General features: G+C 36.9%; 22 protein-coding genes. 13 read left to right on the forward strand and 9 right to left on the reverse strand.

The window, feature by feature from the left end:
• Positions 1 to 10: 10 nt before the first annotated feature.
• The 3 genes from ACJJVW_RS01305 to ACJJVW_RS01315 all read left to right on the forward strand — a co-directional run bounded on the left by ACJJVW_RS01305 (position 11) and on the right by ACJJVW_RS01315 (position 2,624).
• Positions 11 to 988: a Gfo/Idh/MocA family protein gene (locus ACJJVW_RS01305; RefSeq protein ID WP_405250493.1), complete on the forward strand. Its 978-nt coding sequence runs from the start codon at positions 11 to 13 to the stop codon at positions 986 to 988.
• Between the two features lie 148 nt (positions 989 to 1,136).
• Positions 1,137 to 1,553 (forward strand): DUF2141 domain-containing protein, encoded by a 417-nt coding sequence (locus ACJJVW_RS01310; protein WP_298327332.1) that lies wholly within the window; start codon positions 1,137 to 1,139, stop codon positions 1,551 to 1,553.
• A 132-nt stretch (positions 1,554 to 1,685) separates the two neighbouring features.
• Positions 1,686 to 2,624 (forward strand): hydrogen peroxide-inducible genes activator, encoded by a 939-nt coding sequence (locus ACJJVW_RS01315; RefSeq protein WP_108876471.1) that lies wholly within the window; start codon positions 1,686 to 1,688, stop codon positions 2,622 to 2,624.
• A 44-nt stretch (positions 2,625 to 2,668) separates the two neighbouring features.
• On the opposite strand, the gene ACJJVW_RS01320 is transcribed toward ACJJVW_RS01315, so the two are convergent.
• The 4 genes from ACJJVW_RS01320 to ACJJVW_RS01335 form a co-directional block, all read right to left on the reverse strand.
• On the reverse strand, positions 2,669 to 2,866 hold the full coding sequence (locus tag ACJJVW_RS01320) for a hypothetical protein (protein ID WP_035336481.1): 198 nt from the start codon (positions 2,864 to 2,866) through the stop codon (positions 2,669 to 2,671).
• Positions 2,867 to 3,043: 177 nt separating this feature from the next.
• Positions 3,044 to 3,844, reverse strand: a complete 801-nt coding sequence (locus ACJJVW_RS01325; protein WP_405250494.1) for a TIGR00266 family protein — start codon at positions 3,842 to 3,844, stop codon at positions 3,044 to 3,046.
• A 121-nt stretch (positions 3,845 to 3,965) separates the two neighbouring features.
• Positions 3,966 to 4,334, reverse strand: coding sequence for a hypothetical protein (locus ACJJVW_RS01330; protein WP_298327321.1), 369 nt, complete (start codon positions 4,332 to 4,334; stop codon positions 3,966 to 3,968).
• 65 nt (positions 4,335 to 4,399) lie between these two features.
• Entirely contained in the window at positions 4,400 to 6,565 is a 2,166-nt protein-coding gene (locus ACJJVW_RS01335) for a TonB-dependent receptor (protein WP_405250495.1), read from the reverse strand.
• A 587-nt stretch (positions 6,566 to 7,152) separates the two neighbouring features.
• Between ACJJVW_RS01335 and ACJJVW_RS01340 the strand changes: the two genes are divergently transcribed.
• Together ACJJVW_RS01340 and ACJJVW_RS01345 are read left to right on the forward strand one after the other, a co-directional pair.
• Positions 7,153 to 7,647, forward strand: coding sequence for an RNA polymerase sigma factor (locus tag ACJJVW_RS01340; protein ID WP_144784468.1), 495 nt, complete (start codon positions 7,153 to 7,155; stop codon positions 7,645 to 7,647).
• Between the two features lie 3 nt (positions 7,648 to 7,650).
• A complete protein-coding gene (locus tag ACJJVW_RS01345) occupies positions 7,651 to 8,265 on the forward strand; it encodes a hypothetical protein (RefSeq protein WP_298327311.1) in 615 nt (204 codons plus the stop codon).
• A gap of 119 nt (positions 8,266 to 8,384) precedes the next feature.
• Here the strand turns inward: ACJJVW_RS01345 and ACJJVW_RS01350 are convergent, their stop codons facing one another.
• Together ACJJVW_RS01350 and ACJJVW_RS01355 are read right to left on the reverse strand one after the other, a co-directional pair.
• Positions 8,385 to 9,188: a 1-acyl-sn-glycerol-3-phosphate acyltransferase gene (locus ACJJVW_RS01350; RefSeq protein WP_013751767.1), complete on the reverse strand. Its 804-nt coding sequence runs from the start codon at positions 9,186 to 9,188 to the stop codon at positions 8,385 to 8,387.
• Between the two features lie 86 nt (positions 9,189 to 9,274).
• The gene (locus ACJJVW_RS01355) at positions 9,275 to 9,922 is read right to left on the reverse strand and encodes an NUDIX hydrolase (RefSeq protein ID WP_405250497.1); all 648 of its coding nucleotides are present in this window, start codon (positions 9,920 to 9,922) and stop codon (positions 9,275 to 9,277) included.
• A gap of 2 nt (positions 9,923 to 9,924) precedes the next feature.
• Here ACJJVW_RS01355 and ACJJVW_RS01360 point away from each other — a divergent pair, with 2 nt between their 5' ends.
• The gene (locus ACJJVW_RS01360) at positions 9,925 to 10,650 is read left to right on the forward strand and encodes a peptidylprolyl isomerase (RefSeq protein WP_405250498.1); all 726 of its coding nucleotides are present in this window, start codon (positions 9,925 to 9,927) and stop codon (positions 10,648 to 10,650) included.
• Positions 10,651 to 10,676: 26 nt separating this feature from the next.
• On the opposite strand, the gene ACJJVW_RS01365 is transcribed toward ACJJVW_RS01360, so the two are convergent.
• Positions 10,677 to 11,462, reverse strand: a complete 786-nt coding sequence (locus ACJJVW_RS01365; protein ID WP_405250499.1) for a TrmH family RNA methyltransferase — start codon at positions 11,460 to 11,462, stop codon at positions 10,677 to 10,679.
• A gap of 239 nt (positions 11,463 to 11,701) precedes the next feature.
• Between ACJJVW_RS01365 and ACJJVW_RS01370 the strand changes: the two genes are divergently transcribed.
• Both ACJJVW_RS01370 and thrC read left to right on the forward strand, forming a co-directional pair.
• Positions 11,702 to 12,490 (forward strand): DUF6503 family protein, encoded by a 789-nt coding sequence (locus tag ACJJVW_RS01370; RefSeq protein WP_405250500.1) that lies wholly within the window; start codon positions 11,702 to 11,704, stop codon positions 12,488 to 12,490.
• A gap of 211 nt (positions 12,491 to 12,701) precedes the next feature.
• On the forward strand, positions 12,702 to 14,003 hold the full coding sequence (gene thrC, locus ACJJVW_RS01375; protein WP_405250501.1) for a threonine synthase: 1,302 nt from the start codon (positions 12,702 to 12,704) through the stop codon (positions 14,001 to 14,003).
• A gap of 169 nt (positions 14,004 to 14,172) precedes the next feature.
• On the opposite strand, the gene ACJJVW_RS01380 is transcribed toward thrC, so the two are convergent.
• Positions 14,173 to 15,693 (reverse strand): hypothetical protein, encoded by a 1,521-nt coding sequence (locus ACJJVW_RS01380; RefSeq protein WP_405250502.1) that lies wholly within the window; start codon positions 15,691 to 15,693, stop codon positions 14,173 to 14,175.
• A gap of 188 nt (positions 15,694 to 15,881) precedes the next feature.
• Between ACJJVW_RS01380 and gcvT the strand changes: the two genes are divergently transcribed.
• From gcvT to ACJJVW_RS01405, 5 genes are all read left to right on the forward strand, one after another.
• Complete coding sequence (gene gcvT, locus ACJJVW_RS01385) at positions 15,882 to 16,973, forward strand: glycine cleavage system aminomethyltransferase GcvT (protein ID WP_339848381.1); 1,092 nt, start codon at positions 15,882 to 15,884, stop codon at positions 16,971 to 16,973.
• A 111-nt stretch (positions 16,974 to 17,084) separates the two neighbouring features.
• The gene (locus ACJJVW_RS01390) at positions 17,085 to 17,900 is read left to right on the forward strand and encodes a sugar nucleotide-binding protein (RefSeq protein WP_108876485.1); all 816 of its coding nucleotides are present in this window, start codon (positions 17,085 to 17,087) and stop codon (positions 17,898 to 17,900) included.
• A 64-nt stretch (positions 17,901 to 17,964) separates the two neighbouring features.
• The gene (locus tag ACJJVW_RS01395; RefSeq protein ID WP_339848382.1) at positions 17,965 to 18,312 is read left to right on the forward strand and encodes a hypothetical protein; all 348 of its coding nucleotides are present in this window, start codon (positions 17,965 to 17,967) and stop codon (positions 18,310 to 18,312) included.
• Positions 18,313 to 18,912 carry an alpha-ketoglutarate-dependent dioxygenase AlkB family protein gene (locus ACJJVW_RS01400; RefSeq protein ID WP_405250503.1) on the forward strand — a complete coding sequence of 200 codons (600 nt, stop codon included), beginning with the start codon at positions 18,313 to 18,315 and terminating at the stop codon, positions 18,910 to 18,912. It abuts the gene before it with no gap.
• Between the two features lie 521 nt (positions 18,913 to 19,433).
• Complete coding sequence (locus ACJJVW_RS01405; RefSeq protein ID WP_298327277.1) at positions 19,434 to 20,321, forward strand: AraC family transcriptional regulator; 888 nt, start codon at positions 19,434 to 19,436, stop codon at positions 20,319 to 20,321.
• On the opposite strand, the gene ACJJVW_RS01410 is transcribed toward ACJJVW_RS01405, so the two are convergent.
• Positions 20,310 to 21,083 carry a S1/P1 nuclease gene (locus ACJJVW_RS01410; protein WP_405250504.1) on the reverse strand — a complete coding sequence of 258 codons (774 nt, stop codon included), beginning with the start codon at positions 21,081 to 21,083 and terminating at the stop codon, positions 20,310 to 20,312. The two genes, ACJJVW_RS01405 and ACJJVW_RS01410, sit on opposite strands and share 12 nt — an antisense overlap.
• Positions 21,084 to 21,102 lie beyond the last annotated feature (19 nt).

Consider the following 21,102-nt stretch of genomic DNA (forward strand, 5'->3'; position numbering starts at 1 on the left):
TACAATCTACATGACTAAAGAAACCAACTGGGCAATACTAGGCTGTGGAAAAATAGCTGACAAATTTGCAAATGATGTACAACTTACTCAAGGTGCACATCTTTATGCTGTAGCAAGTAGAAATCTTGACAATGCAACAGCTTTTAAGGATACTCATAACGCGACTATCGCATATGGTAGCTATGAGGAAATGCTTCTAGATCCTAAAGTAGATATCGTTTACATTGCTACGCCTCACATGTTTCATAAAGAGCAAACGCTTTTGTGTCTCACGCATAAAAAAGCAGTGCTTTGCGAGAAAGCCTTTGCCATGAATCTTGAAGAGGTTGAGGAAATGATTGCTTTTGCAAAAGCGCAACAAACCTTTTTAATGGAAGCACTGTGGACACACTTCTTACCTCATTACCAATTTGTACTTGAAACTGTTAATAATGGAGATTTGGGAAAGATTACAAATCTTACTGCCAACTTTGGTTTTGACGCAACTTATGATGTAAATGCTCGCTTATATAACAAATCATTAGGCGGTGGTAGTTTACTAGATGTAGGTATTTACCCAGTGTTTGCAGCACTAACACTTTTAGGATGTACTGAAAATATAAGTGCTCAGGCTTTTTTGGGTCCCACAGGTGTAGACCATCATTGCTCTATGCAGTTAACGTATCCTAATCAAGTAGAAGCAGATTTATTTTCGGCTATTGATGAGAATACGAATACTACGTGTCGGATTACTCTAGAATATGGCGAAATACTCATAAACAGTCGTTTCCATGAGCCAACTAATGTGACGATCATTATCAATGGTACTTCAAAAACATATGATTTCCCAATTCCAGAAGGTGTGAATGGCTATCATTATGAGATACTGCATTGCCAGAAAATGCTTGAAAGTAATAAGACCGAGAGTGATATTATGACATTTGATAAGAGTAAAGACCTTATTAAAATGTTAGATACTATTAGAAAAAACATTGGGTTGGTGTACTGATAAATAACTACAAATTGATTTAGATTACGAATTCTCACAGTTCGGTCGTTGATTTTTACAGTTGGGTAATAGAAGATTTTTTTCGCGAAAGCGTGATAATATATTTACATCATCAACAAAAAACAATAACTATCTAATACTATCAATTATGAGAACAATTATCTTTTTATTACTCGCAGCTGTTTCAACAATTTCTTTTGGACAAGAAGCAGAAGGAGTTACCATCACGGTAACCATTCCTAACTTAACTAATAATGATGGTTCTGCCTCTGCAGCGCTATATAATGAGGCAACCTTTATGAAAGCTGCGCCATTAGACTCTCAAGGAGCAACACCAGAAAACAATACGGTTACCTTAGTTTTTGAAAATGTACAGCCTGGAGATTATGGAATTATAACGCTACATGATCAAAATGGAAATAACCGTATGGATTTTGAAGCAAACGGAATGCCTAAAGAGGATTATGCAACATCTGGTAGTGGTACAGGCTTTGGACCTCCTAGCTGGAACGATGCAAAATTTACAGTAGGTACAGAAGATGTACAACTAGAAATTAAAATGTAATAAAGCTTTCTTCATGTTACAAAGCCAGCACTCAACTGCTGGCTTTTTTTTGCTATAAGAAAAATCTTATAAATTGATGTTGCACATAGGTACACTCAATGATTTTCTTACTTTTGTGTTATAAATTACGACATGACTATTACTCAACTTAAATATGTGCTTGCGGTAGCAGAGCATCAAAATTTTACAAGAGCAGCTCAAAAGACATTTGTTACTCAGCCTACGCTTAGTATGCAAATACAAAAGCTTGAGGATGAGCTAGACATCCTTATTTTTGACCGCAGTAAGAAGCCTATAGAGCTTACAGAAATAGGTTCAAAAATTGTACACCAAGCACGTAATATTGTAAACGAAGCAAACCGTATTACAGATATTGTAGATCAGCAAAAGGGTTATATAGGAGGCGAATTTAAGCTAGGGGTTATCCCTACAGTAATGCCTACGCTACTGCCTATGTTTCTCACTAATTTTATAAAAAAATACCCTAAGGTTAAGCTCAAGATTGAAGAGCTTAACACAGATCAAATCATGGAAAAACTTGAGGAAGGTCATCTAGACGCAGCCATTGCTGCTACTCCTCTTGAAAACCCTATGATTAAAGAAAGACCTTTATATTACGAACCATTTGTTGCCTATGTTCCGCATAACCACAGACTGAGTAATAAAGAGATTTTAGAAACTTCAGATCTAGACATGCAAGATATGCTAGTGCTAGAGGATGGACACTGTTTTAGAGATGGTGTGATTAATCTATGTGCTACGCCTAGAAATATGAATAATGAGAAATTCTCATTAGAAAGCGGAAGTTTTGAAACGCTCGTAAAACTAGCAAATGAAGGACTAGGTATGACGCTTTTACCTTACTTGCATACTCTTGATATACCTGTAAAAGAGCAAGAACTTTTTAAATCATTTAAAGAACCTTCTCCTGCTAGAGAAATAAGTATTATCTATCATAAGAGCGAACTTAAGATACAGATTATAGAGGCCTTAAGGTCTACCATTGCTGGCGTGGTAAAAGGTGCAATCACCTTTCAAAATGTGCAGATTATAAGTCCTATCTCAAAATAAGAACTATTAATTATACTAAAAAAGCCCCATTACTGGGGCTTTTTTTATGGTTTTAAATAAATTAGACAATGACCAAGATCAGGATTGGTTTTAATCAATGCATTGATCCAGATTCTAAGTTCATCTATTTCATAAGGTAATAGTCGTTTTATTGCTTTCTCTAGTTCTTTACAAAATAGCGAGCTATCAAAACTTACCTTATCTAAAATAGTCTTCGTGTATTCAAACATTGCTCTCGCCATATTCGAAGGGTTTTATAGGGTTAGATTTTAAAAAGTAGTTTGATGCTATAGGCTATGTTTTATGTTATTGAACTCTATAAATATAAGACTTAAAGAATTATAAAACACGTGTTTTATCATATTTCACTATCTTAAACTTAAGTTAAACACTTGTTAAATAAGCAGTTGCGGCATCACTTAGAAACGATTATCGCCGTCGAGTAAATCACCTAATCCACCTAGTATAGAGCCTTCACCTCTTTGTTTGCCTCCCGCCTTTGGAGCCATCGCCAGTACACGGTTTGCAAGACGACTAAAAGGAAGTGACTGTATATAAACAGTTCCAGGACCAGTTAATGTAGCAAAAAATAACCCTTCACCACCAAAAATGGTATTCTTAATACCTCCTACAAATTCTATGTCATAAGCTACCGTACTATCAAACCCGATAATACATCCAGTATCTACTTTCAAACGCTCTCCGGGAGCAAGTTCTTTTTTAAGCGTAGTTCCTCCAGCATGTACAAATGCAATACCATCACCTTCTAGACGCTGCATGATAAAACCCTCTCCACCAAAAAGACCTCTTCCTAACTTACGTGAAAACTCTATACCGACAGAAACGCCTTTTGCCGCACAAAGAAATGCATCTTTCTGGCAAACAAACTTCCCTCCTATTTTATCAAGGTCTATTGGTATTATTTTACCCGGATAAGGTGATGCAAAACTTACTTTCTTCTTACCAACTACATCATTGTAAAAAGCTGTCATGAATAAACTCTCTCCTGTAAGTAAACGCTTTCCTGCTCCAAAAATCTTCCCCATTACGCCAGTATCCTTTGCAGAGCCATCGCCAAAAATGGTTTCCATACGTATACCTTCTTCCATCATCATAAAGCTGCCAGCCTCGGCAATTACACCTTCTTGCGGATCTAACTCTACCTCTACATATTGCATCTCTTCTCCAAAGATCTCATAGTCTATTTCATGTGCGTTCATTCTTGTTGATTTTTTGATTGTACATATAGGTAGCTATAAGCACTAACTTGTTACACTCATATAAGCATAAAAAAAGCCCAAAGATTTCTTTGGGCTTCATTATGAATAAAAATATTATTTATTACAGTGGTTGTAATGTAAATGATCTTGCGACAGTAATTACATGACACTCATCTTCTTCTACAACGAAGGTCTCTGTGATAATAGTCTGGAAGTTTTCCTTTTGAATAATTAAGAAATAACTACCCGTACGCTCATCTGGTCCTACATATACACCAGGACTTTCTTCTGTAAGCGTGGCTTCAAACTGTTGATCTTTTGCAACTATACTTACTCCTTCTAGTAAAGAATTATCTTCAGTATTTCTAACGGTGATTCTAAAAGACGGCATTACCTCAGTAGTGCAAATCACATCTACTGGGTCTGATTGATCATCATCACCACAAGAAACAAACATCACTAGACAGCATACAACAAGTAAATATTTCATAGACTCTTATTATTTTTTTACTAAGATACTTCTTTTACAATACTACTTCAAAACGAATATGACGTCTATAAATTATCTAGCTGATTACTATTCTTATCATCACTTATGGTCCAGAAAAAGCCTACAAAAAAGAATTGATCTGTTGCTGGACGTAACGCTCTACGGTCAAAGGTACCTGCAGGATTAGGAGTATCTGCATATTGATATCCATTTACGTTTCTCAACCCAAGTACATTGTTTACAGAAAAGTACAGAATCTTTTGCTGCGATAATAAATACGCCCAGTTTACACTTAAACTATTAAAGGACTTTGCGTTTGCTTGTAAGAAACCAGCGCTATTCTTATCTGTATAGGTACGCCCAGAACTATGCTGGAAGCTTACACCCACTTGTGATTTCCAGTCCTTGATAAAATACTTACCTACCACAGATAGGTTATGAGGACTTGCAAAAGATGGTCTTGCTTGCTCCTCAAAATTGAGATATTTCCTTTCTGAATCTAAGTAGGAATAGCTCACCCAGTAATCCATATTTTTTATACTCGTATTATCTCTCCAAAAAACATCGACTCCCTGCGCATAGCCATTTCCATCATTTGCAAGCACGCTCTCTGGACTATTAAACATCGTATTAGAAGTAATCAAATTACTATAACTCTTACGGTACGCCTCTGCTCTAAATATTCGGCCATTATTGCTATACTGGTAGTTTGCTATGTAATGCGTCGTCTTTTGAGCATCAAGATCAAGACTAAATTTTAAAAAGTCATTCAGCGGATTTTGATAAAAATCTCCGTAAGCCAAAGAAAACTGACTGTTTTTACCTGTTTTATAGGCTACGCTCGCTCTAGGCGAAAATGTGACTCCTTCCATATAATCTGTATAACTCGCCCTAGCACCCAGCTTCAATGCAAAATTGCGAGAGAAGATGATATCACTTTCAACAAAAGCCGCAGTAATATTACTCTTAAAATCGTAGGTAGCTACAATGTTCTGATCATCAAAGACTCCATTAAAATCCTCCTGAAAATCTGTTATAAAATGTTCTGCGCCAAAGGCTAGTTTAAATCTGTTTGAAAAACGCTTTTTAAGTTTGACTTTAAGATGTGCGCTATTTTCTTTGTTATCGATGTTAGTAGCCGATTGTAGAGATGTATCATTTTGAGCACTCGTATAACTTCCTCCCGTTTGTATACTCCAAGTGTCACTTAACATTCCAGTATAATTCGTGTTTATGTAAACATTACTGTTTTTTAAACCCAGCGTGAACCCTTCTGGATTATTAATATCTTCTTGCGTAATGTCAAAACTTGTCCTGTCTCCCGCTGCATATAATTTAAACAATCCATTTACTGTTCTATACCTATATACTGCTTCTCCTGAAAAGGTTTGAAAAGGCTTATTAAAATTATTACGATTAGAAAACAATGCCACATAGGGAGCAAGGTTTATATATGATGTACTTACACTGAGCGAACTCTTCTCCCATTTTCTGGTAATTCCTAGTCCGCCGCCTACAGACATGAGGGATATATCTGTCTTATTTTGATCTGGCTCATCTATGGTATTCAGTAACAAAACACTTGACAAAGCCTCTCCATACTCGGCCGAGTATCCTCCAGTGGAAAACGTAATCCCGTCAAAAAGAAAAGGACTATACCTTCCTCGAGTAGGCGTATTATTTGCGGTTGGTGTATAAGGAGTAAAGACACGTATGCCATCTATAAATATCTGTGTTTCTCCGGCATCTCCTCCACGTACAAAAAGTCTACCATCCTCAGCTACCGTTGTTGTTCCAGGTAGCGTTTGTAATGCACCTACAAAATCTCCTAGCGCACTTGCCGTAGTCACAACATCAAGCGGCTTGAGTACAGATACTTTACTATTATCACTAGCCTCAAATGTCCCTGCCGAAAGTACTACCGTATCCAGTGAGTTTATATCTTCTCTCAAAACGATTTTAAGGTCTTTAAAAGTCGTTACTTCCATAAAAGACTCATACGGTTCGTATGATAAAAACGTGACTTTAAGTAGCTGCGTTCCCTCCTCACTTGTGGTAAATGAGAATGATCCATCTGCTGCGGTACTGGTTCCATCATAAGTGCCATCTATAAAAATGTTTGCACCTTCTATTGGGATTCCTTTGGAATCTGTGACTTTTCCCGAGACGATGGTCTGGGCAGCTAGTTGATAACATAATAGGCAAACGAGAATGTGTAAAAGCGATTTCATAAATAGTTCGGTTGATTGATTGTTGAGCAAATATGGAGCGAACTACGCTTTCGCGAAAGCGTAATACTCTCAACCGTCATTTTAGAGTTCCCAGTTGTAATTCATAAAATTAAAGTCCTAATAAAATCATTTTTCTCACAGACGTTAAAGAAGGTTTTAAAGCTAAAAAGACATTTATAACGTTTGCGTAACTACCATAACATTTGCTTTTATCTGAGAAGTGAAAATTTTCAAAAAAAATCAAATTAAAATTAATTTTTTAATGAACTATAAACGTGTTTACTAAAGCTATAATCGGCAATATTCAGTGATTGATTTTACTTAAACGTAACATATGGAGATGTGCTTACACAACTATTATATCTATATTTATCCCGTTGAAAGTTCAAGAATTTAACAAGTAAGAAAAAACCTCTGCAATTAGGGAGCAGAGGTTTTTTTCTTTTTAGGCACTTATTAGTTGATCATCTCAGGCATCAATTATATAGAGTAACTTGGACGTTACCAGAAATAGACTAAAACTTTTAGAATTATTCTGTAACACTTTGTAAGAAATCTCTACTTACCATTAACTAAGCCACCAACCATTGGATAAAACAGTCGAAGATAATTTTGTAACCCTTCTGGAAGAGAACCAGAACATTGTGCATAAGATATGCCGTTTGTATACCAACAATCGGGATCAACACAATGATCTTTTTCAAGAGATTACGATACAATTATGGCGTGCCTTCCCTAAGTTTAGAGGAGACTCAAAGTTCAGTACGTGGATGTACCGCGTGGGATTAAATACCGCCATCACTTTATATCGTAAATCTAAGAGAACGGTCCAGACTCAAGATTTTGATTCTGTCATGTTTCGTATATCATCAGAAGAATATGATGATACCGTGGAGCAGCAATTAAAGTTGATGTATAGTGCAGTAAAAGAGCTTAATGATATAGATAAGGCACTCGTCTTTTTATATCTAGAAGATAAGAACTACAGTGAAATCTCTGAAACCCTAGGTATATCAGAGGTAAATGCAAGAGTGAAGATGAACAGAGTGAAGAAAAAGCTCAAAAAAATATTAAATCCATAAGCTATGGTAGATGAACTAGAAATGCTAAAGAAAGATTGGCAAAAGCAGGAAGGATCACTTCCTAAATATACGAAGGAAGACTTGTACCCTATGCTACTTAAGAAATCTTCTTCTGTAGTGAAGTGGATACTTTTTATAAGTATTGCAGAATTTGCTGTATGGATCTTACTCAGCTTCGGAATTAAAATTACAGGAGACGACGCCTCAAATGTAAAAACTGTAATAGGAGATTCAGTAGAATATATTTCAACAGGAATTCACCTAGCAGCGCTTATATTCTTCATTGGTTGGTTTTATAAAAATTATAAGAAAATTGAAAACACAGACTCTCCAAGAGTACTAATGCAAAATATTTTGAACACACGTAAAACCGTAAAATATTATATATGGTTTAACCTTGCGTTTCTTGTACTTGGGACTGTAGGTGCATTTGTTTTGATAGAGACCACGCATCCAGAGTTCCTTTCTACAGATAGTCTCTTTCTAGCTGTAATAAGTTTGATTATTATGCTCGCTTTAGCGATTGGCATTCTCCTTATTATATATAGACTACTGTACGGACGTCTTTTAAAGAGACTAAGAGCAAATTACAATCAACTTAAAAAATTGGAACTTTAAATCTAGGGGGTTTGAGTTCTGATTAAGGCAATAGGTCAAGCTGTTGCCTTTTTACAATATAAAAAGCGAGAGCGACCTTACGGTCGCTCTCGCTTTTTTTTCTTAGTAAGGTGAGTATATTAATACTCCCACTTTCTCTTTTTATTAAGTTCTTCTTCTGCTTCTATCTCTTCCGTTGGGATGACCTTTAAGAAAGATGGGTGTTGCTCGATTGCATATTCTAATTGCTCTACAATCTTCTCTACAGAGTCGTTTTCGTAATCTATTACTAGCGGTTCTTTTACTTCAAAAGATTGAAGAATACCACGTTTTTTAATACGTAATCCTTTCTTGTCAAAACTCCTTCTAAAACCATCTATCACAATAGGCACTACGATAGGTTTATAGTTCTTAATAATGTGAGCAGTTCCTTTTCTAATAGGTTTCCATGGTTTTGTAGTTCCTTGCGGGAACGTAATTACCCAGCCATCATCTAGCGCTATTCCTATATTCTCAGTATCCTTAAGGTTTACCTGGCGATCTATTTCTTTACCTTTTTCTCTCCAGGTACGACTTACTGTAATTGCTCCTGCATAAGCCAGTATGCGCGGTAGTAAACCAGCCTTCATCGTTTCTCCAGCGGCAACGTAGTATAGGTTAAGTTTTGGATCCCACAGATATCCTATATTTTTTATAGAATCTGTACGACCGCTTAAACTCGCGTTGAAGACGTGAAACATGGAAACCACATCTGCAAAATATGTCTGGTGATTTGAAACAAATAATACGTTTCTATCTGGAAGATTAGTCAGTATTTCAGAACCTACTATCTGTAATTCATTAAAACCGCGATAACGTCTATGCGTCATTGCACCAGCAATTCTTATGAGCCAGCGTTTTAAGAATAGTATATGTCCAAATGGATTTTTTTTAAATATCCCCATTGTATAGTTTAAAAATTGGTTGTGTTTGAGTGCGCTTTCGCGAAAGCGTACTTGGTTACAAACAGCCTGTAAAGATACAAAAGGCGTTACAATTTTAAAGAAGTGTTAAGAAGCGATCGTACCTCACTGAGCATCATTGCTGTAGCTCCCCAAACGATATGACCTTGCAATTTATATGCTGGTACCTCCATATCATCCATATAGGAGGTAGAGAGTTTTTGCGTTGTTATACAACCGTCAGAGAGGAACTCAGATAGTGGCACGGGGATCAAAGACTCAACCTCGCTTTCTTGAGCAATAAATGCAGGAGTATGATCTAGATGTCCTATGAAAGATTGTACCCAGAAATTACTAGGTGGTATATAAATATTTGTGAGTTCGCGAGTAATTGCAACGCGAGATTGGGGTACGCCCACCTCCTCTTCTGTCTCTCGCAACGCTGTATGTGCGAGGTCGCTATCTGTAAGTTCTACCTTTCCTCCAGGAAAGCCTACTTGATTAGAATGTACCCCTTCATAGGTCTTGCGTAAGATCAGTATAAACTCCGTATCACCATCTGGCGTAGGATAAAATAAGCACATCACACCAGCTTGTCTTGGGTTGCGCTTTGTGATTTCTAGTCCCTCGAGTTCTTTAAGGCGTTCTGTGGGTGCCATCTCTAGTTGCACATCGCGCCCTGGAAGCGGGAGATTTCCTATTTTTGAAGCTAATTCTAAAAATGATTCAAATTTCATTTATGCGTACGTATCTCTGGATTATTATAGCACTGCTAGCGAGCACAAGTTGTCAAGATAAGAAATCTGCACCTAATTCTGTAAAGGAAGAAGTGGCAAAAAAAGACACGCTAGCATTGCAACAAAAAGACGTAAAAAAAGTAGATCCATCACTAGTAATGGGGACTATAAAAGAGCCTACCATTACCGGTCAAGAAATGGTTATTGATTTTCTTACAGCTTATGGGAAAGAGAATCCTGAGACTAAGGTTAAGATTACTACCCGTTTTGGAGAAATAGAAGTGGAGCTTTTTACAGATACTCCGCTACACAGAGCAAACTTTATCATGCTTGTTAAAAACGGCTATTTTAATACGACGCAGTTCCACCGAGTGTCACCTAATTTTGTGGTACAAGGAGGTAATAATGATACGCAAGGCACTGCGCGCAACAGAGCGAGCTTTGGGAGTTATTTAATACCAAATGAAGCAAATCCTAGCCATACGCACACGCGTGGAGCATTTTCATCGGCTAAGTATACCGAGCAAAATGTGAGTAATGCGACTGCTCCATTTGAGTTTTTTATTGTGCAGCCAGAACGTGGAGCACATCACCTAGATGGAGATCACACTGTTTTTGGTAGAGTGACAAAGGGAATGACTGTTGTAGATGAAATTAATAAACTAAAAGTGGACGGCAGCGAGTGGCCAGTTGCAAATGTATATATGAAGATTGCGCTTATTGATTAAGTGTCTTTTTCTTCTTTACACACATTCTATCCGCGTTGCCTGCGTGCTTCAAAAACTAAGATTCCCGCAGCAACTGAGACATTCATAGAGTCTATTTTGCCTCTCATCGGGATTTTAATATTTGTACCTACAGTGCGCCATTCTTGAGATAATCCTGTGGCTTCTGTTCCCACCACTATTGCTGAAGGCGTTGTATAATCTTGTGCTGCATAGTCTACCGCCTCTTGTAAAATAGCACTGTAAACCGCTATTCCTTTTTCTTGTAAAAATGAAATCACCTCAGCGGTTGTTCCTGTTGCAATTTGTGTGGTAAACACGCAGCCCACACTTGACCGTATGATATTTGGATTGTATAAATCTGTTTTGGGATTTGCGATAATTACTGCATCTACCCCAGCTGCGTCTGCCGTTCTTAGTAGTGCGCCTATATTTCCAGGTTTTTCTGGTGCTTCGGCGATTAATAGTAGCGGATTTTCAGGAAGCGCCAACTCATTTAAGGCTTTAGTTTCCGCTTTCGCGAAAGCGATAACACCCTCCGTCCCTGCTCTATAAGCTACTTTCTGGTATACCTCGGCAGATAAGCTTGTCATCATCGCTGTGTCACTTACCATCCCAGCAACCTCATCTTCTGAAATTACAGCTTCATTAAAATAAACTTCTGTAATCTCGTATCCTCCGGCGATAGCAAGCTCTATTTCTCTCACACCTTCTATAATAAAACCACCCTCCTTCTTGCGTGTGCGTGACTTATCTTGAAGTTGTAACAGTCTTTTTACAGCTGGATTCTGGATACTAGAAATATATTTTGACATAGCACAAATGTAGAATATTCTGAAGATTAGAGAAAAACTAGAAGAAAATAATTGCTTGTGAACACAAGAGTCTTGATAAGCTTAGCAATTTACATTTATCTCATTATTTTAAAGAATAGGTTCTATGCTTTTATAAACCGATAAATGAATTTTTCTCATTATCTGAAAATGATTGACGAGTTTTGTAAGACTATAAATTCCATACGACTACCTTACAAATTCTAACCAATTAATATACTATGAACAAATCTATCCTATTGCTTGCTGGACTTATTGCTTTTGCAAGTTGTAAAAATGAATCAACCGTAAAAACAGAAGAAGTTGCTGTAGTAGAAACTCCATCAAGAGTATACCCAGATCAAATTTCTAAAGTATTTGAAGCTCACGGAGGAATTGACACTTGGAATAACATGAACAATTTATGTTTTACCTTACCTAAAGGAGACATAAACGAAATACACACTATTGATCTTAAATCTCGTAAAACACGTATTGAGACTAAAGATTTTGTACTAGGATATGATGGTAAAGACTTATGGTTAAAACAAGATACCATCGCTTTCCAACCAGAGAGAGCTCGTTTTTATCACAACTTGATGTTCTATTTTTATGCAATGCCATTTGTGCTAAGTGATGAAGGCATCACATACTCAGAGGTTCCTGCATTAGAAATGGATGGTGTAAGCTACCCTGGGACAAAAATTAGCTTTGGTAACGAGGTAGGTGATAGTCCAGATGATAATTACATCTTATACAATGACCCTACTACAAACGAAATGGCATGGCTAGCATATACAGTGACAGCAGGTAGTGACGGACCAAGTGAACGTTACAGCTTTATTAAATATGCAACATGGCAAGATGTAAATGGTCTTAAGTTACCTAGCGAACTACAATGGTACAAGGTAGTAGATGGAAAGCCTACAGAAATGAGGAATGCTATGAATTTTACAAATCCTACAGCAACTGCTACGCAACTAGATATTGCTACTTTTTCAAAACCTGAAGGTGGAGTACTTGTAGAGTAGATAATCATCTTATATATTAATAAACAAACGCCATTCTATATGAATGGCGTTTTATTTTAACCACAACTCACTGATTATCAAAATTAAAAGCCATAATCTACCAATATCAGCATATTGCATCTTACTGCTATTTAGGTAAATTTCTGATTAAAATCTATTAGATTTACTTTACAAACAAAATGCATAATTTTAGTTAGCTAGTTGTCTATATATGAAATACTACAGTCTTAATAAGCAAGCGCCAAACGTTACTTTTGATGAAGCAGTAATACGAGGAATTGCTCCAGATAAAGGACTTTACTTTCCTGAAAATATCCCAGTACTCCCTACTACCTTCTGGGAACAGATTGAGCATTTATCAAAAGAAGAAATCGCTGTCGAAGTGATGAAACCTTTTGTAGGCAATAGTATGGAAGAAGCTACACTTAAAGAAATAGTAGCAGATGTACTTTCTTTTGATTTCCCGCTAGTTCCTATAGTAGATAATGTGGCAACGCTAGAGCTTTTCCACGGGCCTACCATGGCCTTTAAAGATGTAGGAGCTCGCTTTATGGCGCGATGTCTAGGTCACTTCTTAAAAGAACGTAATCAACAAGAAGAAGTTACCGTACTAGTGGCTACCAGCGGAGACACCGGAGGAGCTGTAGCTAGAGGTTTTTATAAAGTACCAGGTATCAAAGTAGTAATCCTCTACCCTTCTGGAAAAGTATCTGATGTGCAAGAGAGACAGCTCACCACCTTAGGAGAAAATATCACCGCACTCGAAGTAGATGGAACCTTTGATGATTGCCAGGCAATGGTAAAGAAAGCATTTTTAGATAAAGAAATCACAAGTACAAAACAACTCACCTCTGCAAATAGTATTAATGTCGCAAGATGGCTACCGCAGTCGTTGTATTATTTATTTGCTTATAAAGAATTAAAAAAGCAAGGAAAAGCAGATTCCCTCGTGTTTTCTGTTCCTAGTGGGAACTTTGGTAATATATGTGCCGGTATGGTAGCGCATATGATGGGAATGCCTGTGCACCAATTTGTAGCAGCGGTAAATAGTAATACAACTATCCCAAGATACATGCAAAGCGGAGTCTATACTCCTACGACAACGGTTGCGACCATAAGTAATGCGATGGATGTGAGTGACCCTAGCAATTTTATTAGAGTACTACAGTTATTTGAAAACGACAGACAGTTATTGTCTCAAAAGTTTTCATCATACTCCTATTGTGATAATACTACACGCGCTGCGATGCTCGATTTGCATGAAAATCATAATTATATAGCAGATCCTCACGGTGCTGTGGGATACTTAGGACTCAAGGCCTATTTAAAAGATCATCCAGAAGCTTACGGAGTCTTTTTAGAAACCGCACATCCTGTTAAGTTTTTACCAGCAGTTACACCCGTAGTAGGTAACATTGATCTCCCCGAACAAATCAAAGAGTTAATGGATAAAACGATGGATACCATTCCTGTGAAGAATTATGAAGAGTTAAAGACCTATTTGTTGGGATAGTTCGCTTTCGCGAAAATCGCCACGAATTCACTTCAGGAAGCATTAATAATCTAATACCAATTAAGGAAGAACGCTATCTTTTGAAATAATTACAGCCAATAGCATCAATACTGAGGTGTTCTCAAAACAGTCATCAAACGTCACATATGATTACGAACGGATTAGGTAATTAGTCCCAATCTACAATTGCTGCTGTATTCCCAGAGAGTACTCGTATGTATTTTGTGCCTTTTACAATCTCTGCGTGTTTCAGGGCAAGACGCTTAATTTTATAGGTATATCTTGTGTCTAGTAGATTACCTTTTTCGTCATAATACTCTAGCCTATTAAATCGCTTTTCATCACTAGATCTAAACACCGTGCGCTTTTTCCCAAATCTTTTCTTCAACATTTCATCAAAAGATTCGAGATTCTTAATTCCATAATTAATCACCCAGATATCACTTACCTCCTCTTCTTGTCCATTAGCATTGTCTGAGTCGGCATAGCTCATGCCTGAGATGATTACTTCGTTATTTTCCTTTTGTAAAGCACTTGTGAGATATTCTTTACCAGAACCACCAAGTTCTAGCTCCCATCTTACGATACCTACTTTATTAATTTTAATAATAGAAAAGTCTTCTGTAACTCCGCCATTTTGAGCTGTACGGTATTGATTTTTTGCTATAATTGCTTTTGTGCCTCCTAGTAGAATATCGCCATTATCTAGCTCCTGTAGCGAGGTAAGCTTATCATCTGTAAAATTTCCAAAACTACGCTGCCACAATATATTACCATGACTATCTATCTTAACCACCCACCAATCTGTTCCTCCTAGATTTTTAGTAGTTTTTGTTCCTCCTATTCCAGACTCAGAGATACCACCCAGTATAAAACCTCCATCTTGAGTGGCAATGGTCTTCACAATCTGATCGTCTTTTGCTCCACCTATGATGGTAGACCATTCTAGATTTCCTGTCTTCCCGTAACTTGCTACATAAAAATCTTTATCACCTAAGGTAGTTGTATCATCTATTACAGCTTTGGTCGTATATCCTGCGGCTAGCGTACTTCCAGAGGCAGCGGTAGTTACACTACGTAATTTACGCTCCGTACCAGCAAGCTGATTTTTATTCCAATTCATCTGTAGCGCTGGGTCAAGATGTAGTCTCCACAAATCATCTTTGGACGCTGTAACTTCTATTTCTGTAACTTCTTGTTCTAAAAATGTAGGGTCAATGTAGCTATCTTCTAGTGTTTTATAACTTGATCTACTTGAACGCACCATTCTAGATTGAATCTTTTGTGGTGGTTCAGGATTTTGAGAAATCGCAAACTCGTCTGTATTTATGATTGCAGAACTATCTGCATTTATCACTGTAGATCTAATGAGCTTAGCCTCTTCTGGCGACTGAAAAATTCTTTTAAGTACGGCTTTATTTCTTGAGGCTACCAGTCTCTCCCAGTCTACAACGCCTTCTCCATCTAGCTTGACCATCCAGACATCTGTCTCTGCAGTTGCATACTGGTCTAATGTGGTTTTCTTATTAGTATGCCCACCTATAATATAACCACCATCTGTGGTTAATTGAGCTTCCGTAGTTCTATCTACCGGGTAAGTATCTAGTCTTTTCTCCCATATAATTCCTTCTTGTGACCACACAAGAGCGGGTAACAAGACAAGTAAAAAAAGAACGGTTATATTTCTCATAATCATTACTGTAGCATAACTGTCAAATTTAATTATTAATTAAATAACAGAAGATGGTATATATGCTTAATGCCCATATTACCACGGACGTCGTTTATTGCGGTATTACATCGATAATTTACTTTTTATTTACCTCGCAAACTGCCACCTTTTCATACATTTGTGTAACCAAAAGAACTATAATAAAGATGAAAAATACAGCCTTAACTGAAGTACATGAATCGCTAGGTGCAAAAATGGTCCCATTTGCTGGTTATAATATGCCTGTTTCTTACGAAGGTGTAAATGCAGAGCACGACGTCGTAAGAAGTGGTGTTGGAGTGTTTGATGTTTCACATATGGGTGAATTTCTTGTGTCTGGAGAAAATGCACTATCATTATTACAATGGGTATGTTCTAACGATATTTCAAAAATAAACGTGGGCGGAGCGCAGTATAACTGCTTCCCTAATGATACAGGAGGAATTGTAGATGATCTTATTGTGTACCGTATTAAGGAAGATCAATATATGCTTGTAGTAAATGCAAGTAATATAGATAAGGACTGGGCGTGGCTAGAAACTCAAAATACATTAAAGAGTTTTAATGCAGAGCTACGCAATATCTCTGAAGGTCACTCACTTCTTGCAATACAAGGGCCTAAAGCTATTGAAGCTATGCAATCGCTTACAGAAGTAGATCTTGCAGGTATTAAATTTTATACGTTTGAGGTGGCACCTTTTGCAGGTATCGAAAATGTAATTATTAGTGCTACAGGATATACTGGTAGTGGTGGTTTTGAGATTTACTGTAAAAATGAAGATGCTGCACAACTGTGGGAAAATGTCTTTAAAGCTGGCGCAGACTGGGGAATCAAACCTATAGGTCTTGCTGCTCGTGACACACTACGTTTAGAAATGGGATATTGTCTTTATGGTAATGATATAGATGACAGCACTTCTCCACTTGAAGCAGGTTTAGGCTGGGTAACAAAATTTACTAAGGATTTTGTAAACAGTGAGGATTTAAAAGCTCAAAAAGAACAGGGACTTAAACAGAGACTTGTAGGTTTTGAACTTACAGAAAGAGGAATTCCGCGTCAAGGATATGATATCGTAGATGCAGATAGTAATAAGATTGGTCACGTAACATCTGGTACTATGGGCCCTTCTGTAAATAAAGGAATAGGTATGGGGTATGTAGATACCGCTTTCGCGAAAGCGGACTCAAAAATTTTCATACAAATACGTAAGAACCTAGTACCTGCAACCGTTGTAAAGACACCTTTCTATAAAGGATAATAAACCGAAAAGCTACTCCCGAATTCCAATGGACTAACTTTTGGAATTCGGGAGTTTTTTATTTAAAAAATTGTAGTTATCGCATTTAAAAAATCAAAAGATAAAGTTTTAATACTAGGCGCTAGTGGCTTTCTAGGAGGTGCTTTATACAAGGAATTGTATAGGTACTACAACACCTATGGCACCTATCACTCTGGAAAGATATACAGTGATAACCAGCACTATTTACGGTTTGACCTTGTAGAAGATGATGTGTATGAAGTGCTACTCAAGATAAAACCGTCTGTAATTATCGCGGCACTTAGAGGTCCCTTTGGCGACCAGCTAGAGGCTCATGAATCTATGATTGCTTATGCTCAAGAATCTGGCTGTCGTATTGTATTTATCTCTAGTGCAAATGTCTTTGATGCTTTTACAAATTACCCTAGTTATGAGAATGACAAAACCCTCTCAGAAAGTATCTATGGTAAACTAAAAATTAGAATAGAGACGCTCTTAATGCGTCATCTACCAGAGTCGCAATATGCGATTGTGAGACTGCCTATGGTTTTTGGTGTGGGTTCTCCTAGAATTGAGGAGCTCAAAAACCAATTATTACTAGGAGATGCTATAGAAGTTTTTCCGCATCTGGTGATGAATACTACTACAGATACTAAACTCTGCCAGCAGGTACATTATATTATTAATAGGAAACTCTCTGGTATTTTTCACTTAGGAAGTACAGATCTCATTCATCATAAAGAGTTTATACATGAGTTAGTAATTATGCTAGACCTCAACAGGAAACCTATGTATAAAAACGTGTTTACTAGTAACTCTGATCGTTACCTCGCGGTCTTACCTAGAGACAATAAACTACCTAAACACTTACAAGTAACTAATGAAGGCGTAGTGGCAGGAAGCAAAAAATACAACGCCGAGTTTTAAGATACATCTTTCTTATTTTACATCTCACGGTTGTACCTTTATAAAACACCCTAAATTACAGCTTATGCCTTGGCATTTTTACGTTATGTCTATTATGTACATCCTTGCAGGTGTCATGCATTTTATAAAACCTCGAGTATATGGAGCTATTATGCCTGCCTATATCCCTTACAAAAAAGCTATGGTTTTTTGGAGTGGTGTGGCAGAAGTTGCTGGAGGCGTAGGATTACTCTTTAAAGAAACTAGAGCTATTGCTATCTGGGGAATTATTGCGATGCTCATTGTATTTTTTACAGTACATATCGATATGCTAAGTAATGAAAAGCTAAAGGGTAAATTTCCCGTATGGGCACTATGGATGCGCTTACCATTACAATTAGGGTTAATTTATTGGGCTTATCAATATTTATAGATGTCATTATTTTCAGAAGAACCATACTCACTAGATCTTCCAGGAGCAGCAGTTACCTATTATAAAAATATGCTCACAGAAGAAGAGGCGGCTTCTTATTATGAAACGCTGCTAGAAGAAATCTCGTGGCGTCATGATGACATTAAGGTTTTTGGAAAAGTATATCCACAACCTAGACTTACGGCACTCTATAGTTCTAATGCAAAATCATACTCGTACTCAAATATTACCATGGTGCCTGAGCCATTTACAGATGCACTACAAGCTATTAAAAAACGTGTAGAAGCTATCGCTGGAGTTACCTTTACTACATGTCTCCTGAATTTATATCGTGATGGTAATGATAGCAACGGCTGGCACGCAGACGATGAGAAAGAGTTAGGTAACAATCCTATTATAGCTTCTGTAAGTCTAGGAGCCCCTCGCCTATTTAAATTTAGAAACAAAGTTGACAAAAGTCAGCAAGCTAAACTCATTCTTGAGCCTGGAAGCTTATTGTTAATGCAAGGAAGTACACAACATCACTGGCATCATCAGTTACCTAAAACTGCAAAAAAGGTAGCTCCTCGTATTAATCTTACCTTTAGAATTATTGTATAAAAAAAAGCAAACGTTTAGGGGAAACGCTTGCTCTTAAAAACTTCTCATTACAAGAAGGAACATTGTTCACTTAGGGGTGAAAGCCGTATGCTTTTAAAAAGCCTTAGAAGTTACTTATCTGCTAGTAATCTAGGGGTTACTCGACATCATTGTAAAATAGTCTCCTAAGGCCAAATATTTTTATGATAAACACCTAATACCTCACGCCTTTTGCAGTGGTATTGGACATTTATTACAAGAAAGAAAGAGGTGCTGTATATGAAACATTAAGACATTGTGCTTCACTCTAACACATGTCTAAAAAAAACCAACAAACTAACCTTAAAAACAAAACACCACAGCACCTCTGTAGTTTCTCTCTGTAATTCTGGTGCAAAGCTATGCGTGCATAGTATATTTTAACTTGTATAAAATTTAGTATTAATTGTACAATATTTAGAAAAACATTAAGATTTGACTAAATGCTTATTAAAAATTAAATTGTATCTTAAACAGTATCAAATCTTTAATCCCCAAATCCTATGCAAAGATTCAGTTTACAAGATACTTTTCTGATAAAAAAGTTCCAGAAATTAGACAGACATCAAGACGAAGATAAACGTACTTATTTTGAGATAATTTTTATAGAAGAAGGAAAAGGAAAGCATTTTATCAATGAGTTTATCATCTCTTACAATGCCGGTGATATTTTTTTAATAGCCCCAGATGATACTCACTGGTTTGAAATAAATGAGGTCACCACATTTTGCTATTTCCAATTTACAGAGTCATTATTCTCAAGTAAGATGAACTTGCCCGATAGATCTTACTGGTTACATCGTATAGAACGTATTATACAAAACCCTAATCTTACACCTGGTGATGTTATCACTGCAGACTCTGATAAGGAGCTTATCTGGCAGATTCATAATGCCATTGTACTTGAGTATGAAATGGCCAAAGAGTTTTACAAGCACAATATCTCAAATATGGTAAGTACCACCTTGAGTATAATTGCGAGAAACATTACACGTGATTTGAAGCCTAGGTCTGTTTCTTCTAGAAAAGATCAACACACTACTATCGATGATATCTTAAACTATATAAGACAGCATGTTTATGATAGAGATAAAATGAAGGTGGCTGCTATTGCCGAGAGATTATCCATGACTAGTAGTGGCTTAAGTGCATACTTTAAGAAAAAGACTGGAGATTCACTACATCATTATATCATCATGTATAAACTACACCTTGTGAAATACAGATTAAAAAACACAGACTTCACGGTTTCAGAAATTGCATACCAGCTAGGCTTTACAGATGAAAGTCACCTCACTAGAATTTTTAAAAAATACAATGAGATGACTCCAAAACAATATAAAACCAAAGAGGACGAGGTATTAGAGGATGATATTACGCTAACCAAGTAGTTCATTAAGTAGTTGAGCTAGGCGTACCCCACCTTTTTGCAGTTGGCCCTTTAAAGTTTCAAAGTAGTCATACATATAACGGTAGCCTAGTTTATCTCCTTTTTTAGTTTTTGAGTAAATATCCTTTACAAGATTCCTACTATCTTCCATCCATTCTTTATAGGTGCCAGCCGCCATTGCCTCACGTTGTCTTTTTGTTATTTCTGGCATATTATCTGCAAGTTCGGTATAGCTCATACCGTAGCTTTCAATCATTTGTGTATCCCAGACACGGTGTAAATTTGTACCATCATTATACCATTGTACTTGAAAATCATTTCCACCCTTATCTTCTCCTATACCAGTGTGAAGTGGTTGGTGTAAATCTCCTATAAAATGTACTAGCATACGTAAGTTAAAAGCTTTCTCCTCCTTTGTAGCGGTATCAGATTTTATGACAGTTATACATGATTCAATCCCTGTAATAATATCTCCTCTTTCATTCTTAGGGTGTACGTCGTATGTACTATCAAAAGGTACATTTACATAATGTTGTGTACCGTATTTTCTATATTTAGAATCACTTTTAATCTCATCTGCATAAGTAGATACTAGAGCAAGCGACTCGCCATCAAGTATTTCGGCAATTGCTTTTCTTGCTTTTTTAGATAGATATTTTTCTGCAATGGCTCCTGTAGCTCTGTGGCCTGTTTTTCCCCAGTCGTAAGCAGAGACATTTGATGTAAATACAAGAACTAGTAGTAATGAAATAAGTATACGCATTGAATATTTTTTTGCCAAA

Source organism: Dokdonia sp. Asnod3-C12 (assembly GCF_045063975.1).
GTDB lineage: Bacteria > Bacteroidota > Bacteroidia > Flavobacteriales > Flavobacteriaceae > Dokdonia.

Bases quoted from the DNA above. Each gene is read 5' to 3' on its own strand.
- ACJJVW_RS01330 (WP_298327321.1), bottom strand. From the start codon at position 4,334: ATGAAATATTTACTTGTTGTATGCTGTCTAGTGATGTTTGTTTCTTGT.
- thrC (WP_405250501.1), top strand. From the start codon at position 12,702: ATGAAATACTACAGTCTTAATAAGCAAGCGCCAAACGTTACTTTTGAT.
- ACJJVW_RS01310 (WP_298327332.1), top strand. From the start codon at position 1,137: ATGAGAACAATTATCTTTTTATTACTCGCAGCTGTTTCAACAATTTCT.
- ACJJVW_RS01305 (WP_405250493.1), top strand. From the start codon at position 11: ATGACTAAAGAAACCAACTGGGCAATACTAGGCTGTGGAAAAATAGCT.
- ACJJVW_RS01410 (WP_405250504.1), bottom strand. From the start codon at position 21,083: ATGCGTATACTTATTTCATTACTACTAGTTCTTGTATTTACATCAAAT.
- ACJJVW_RS01345 (WP_298327311.1), top strand. From the start codon at position 7,651: ATGGTAGATGAACTAGAAATGCTAAAGAAAGATTGGCAAAAGCAGGAA.
- ACJJVW_RS01395 (WP_339848382.1), top strand. From the start codon at position 17,965: ATGCCTTGGCATTTTTACGTTATGTCTATTATGTACATCCTTGCAGGT.
- ACJJVW_RS01365 (WP_405250499.1), bottom strand. From the start codon at position 11,462: ATGTCAAAATATATTTCTAGTATCCAGAATCCAGCTGTAAAAAGACTG.
- ACJJVW_RS01370 (WP_405250500.1), top strand. From the start codon at position 11,702: ATGAACAAATCTATCCTATTGCTTGCTGGACTTATTGCTTTTGCAAGT.
- ACJJVW_RS01380 (WP_405250502.1), bottom strand. From the start codon at position 15,693: ATGAGAAATATAACCGTTCTTTTTTTACTTGTCTTGTTACCCGCTCTT.
- ACJJVW_RS01350 (WP_013751767.1), bottom strand. From the start codon at position 9,188: ATGGGGATATTTAAAAAAAATCCATTTGGACATATACTATTCTTAAAA.
- ACJJVW_RS01360 (WP_405250498.1), top strand. From the start codon at position 9,925: ATGCGTACGTATCTCTGGATTATTATAGCACTGCTAGCGAGCACAAGT.
- ACJJVW_RS01355 (WP_405250497.1), bottom strand. From the start codon at position 9,922: ATGAAATTTGAATCATTTTTAGAATTAGCTTCAAAAATAGGAAATCTC.
- ACJJVW_RS01400 (WP_405250503.1), top strand. From the start codon at position 18,313: ATGTCATTATTTTCAGAAGAACCATACTCACTAGATCTTCCAGGAGCA.
- ACJJVW_RS01320 (WP_035336481.1), bottom strand. From the start codon at position 2,866: ATGGCGAGAGCAATGTTTGAATACACGAAGACTATTTTAGATAAGGTA.
- ACJJVW_RS01335 (WP_405250495.1), bottom strand. From the start codon at position 6,565: ATGAAATCGCTTTTACACATTCTCGTTTGCCTATTATGTTATCAACTA.
- ACJJVW_RS01315 (WP_108876471.1), top strand. From the start codon at position 1,686: ATGACTATTACTCAACTTAAATATGTGCTTGCGGTAGCAGAGCATCAA.
- ACJJVW_RS01325 (WP_405250494.1), bottom strand. From the start codon at position 3,844: ATGAACGCACATGAAATAGACTATGAGATCTTTGGAGAAGAGATGCAA.
- ACJJVW_RS01405 (WP_298327277.1), top strand. From the start codon at position 19,434: ATGCAAAGATTCAGTTTACAAGATACTTTTCTGATAAAAAAGTTCCAG.
- gcvT (WP_339848381.1), top strand. From the start codon at position 15,882: ATGAAAAATACAGCCTTAACTGAAGTACATGAATCGCTAGGTGCAAAA.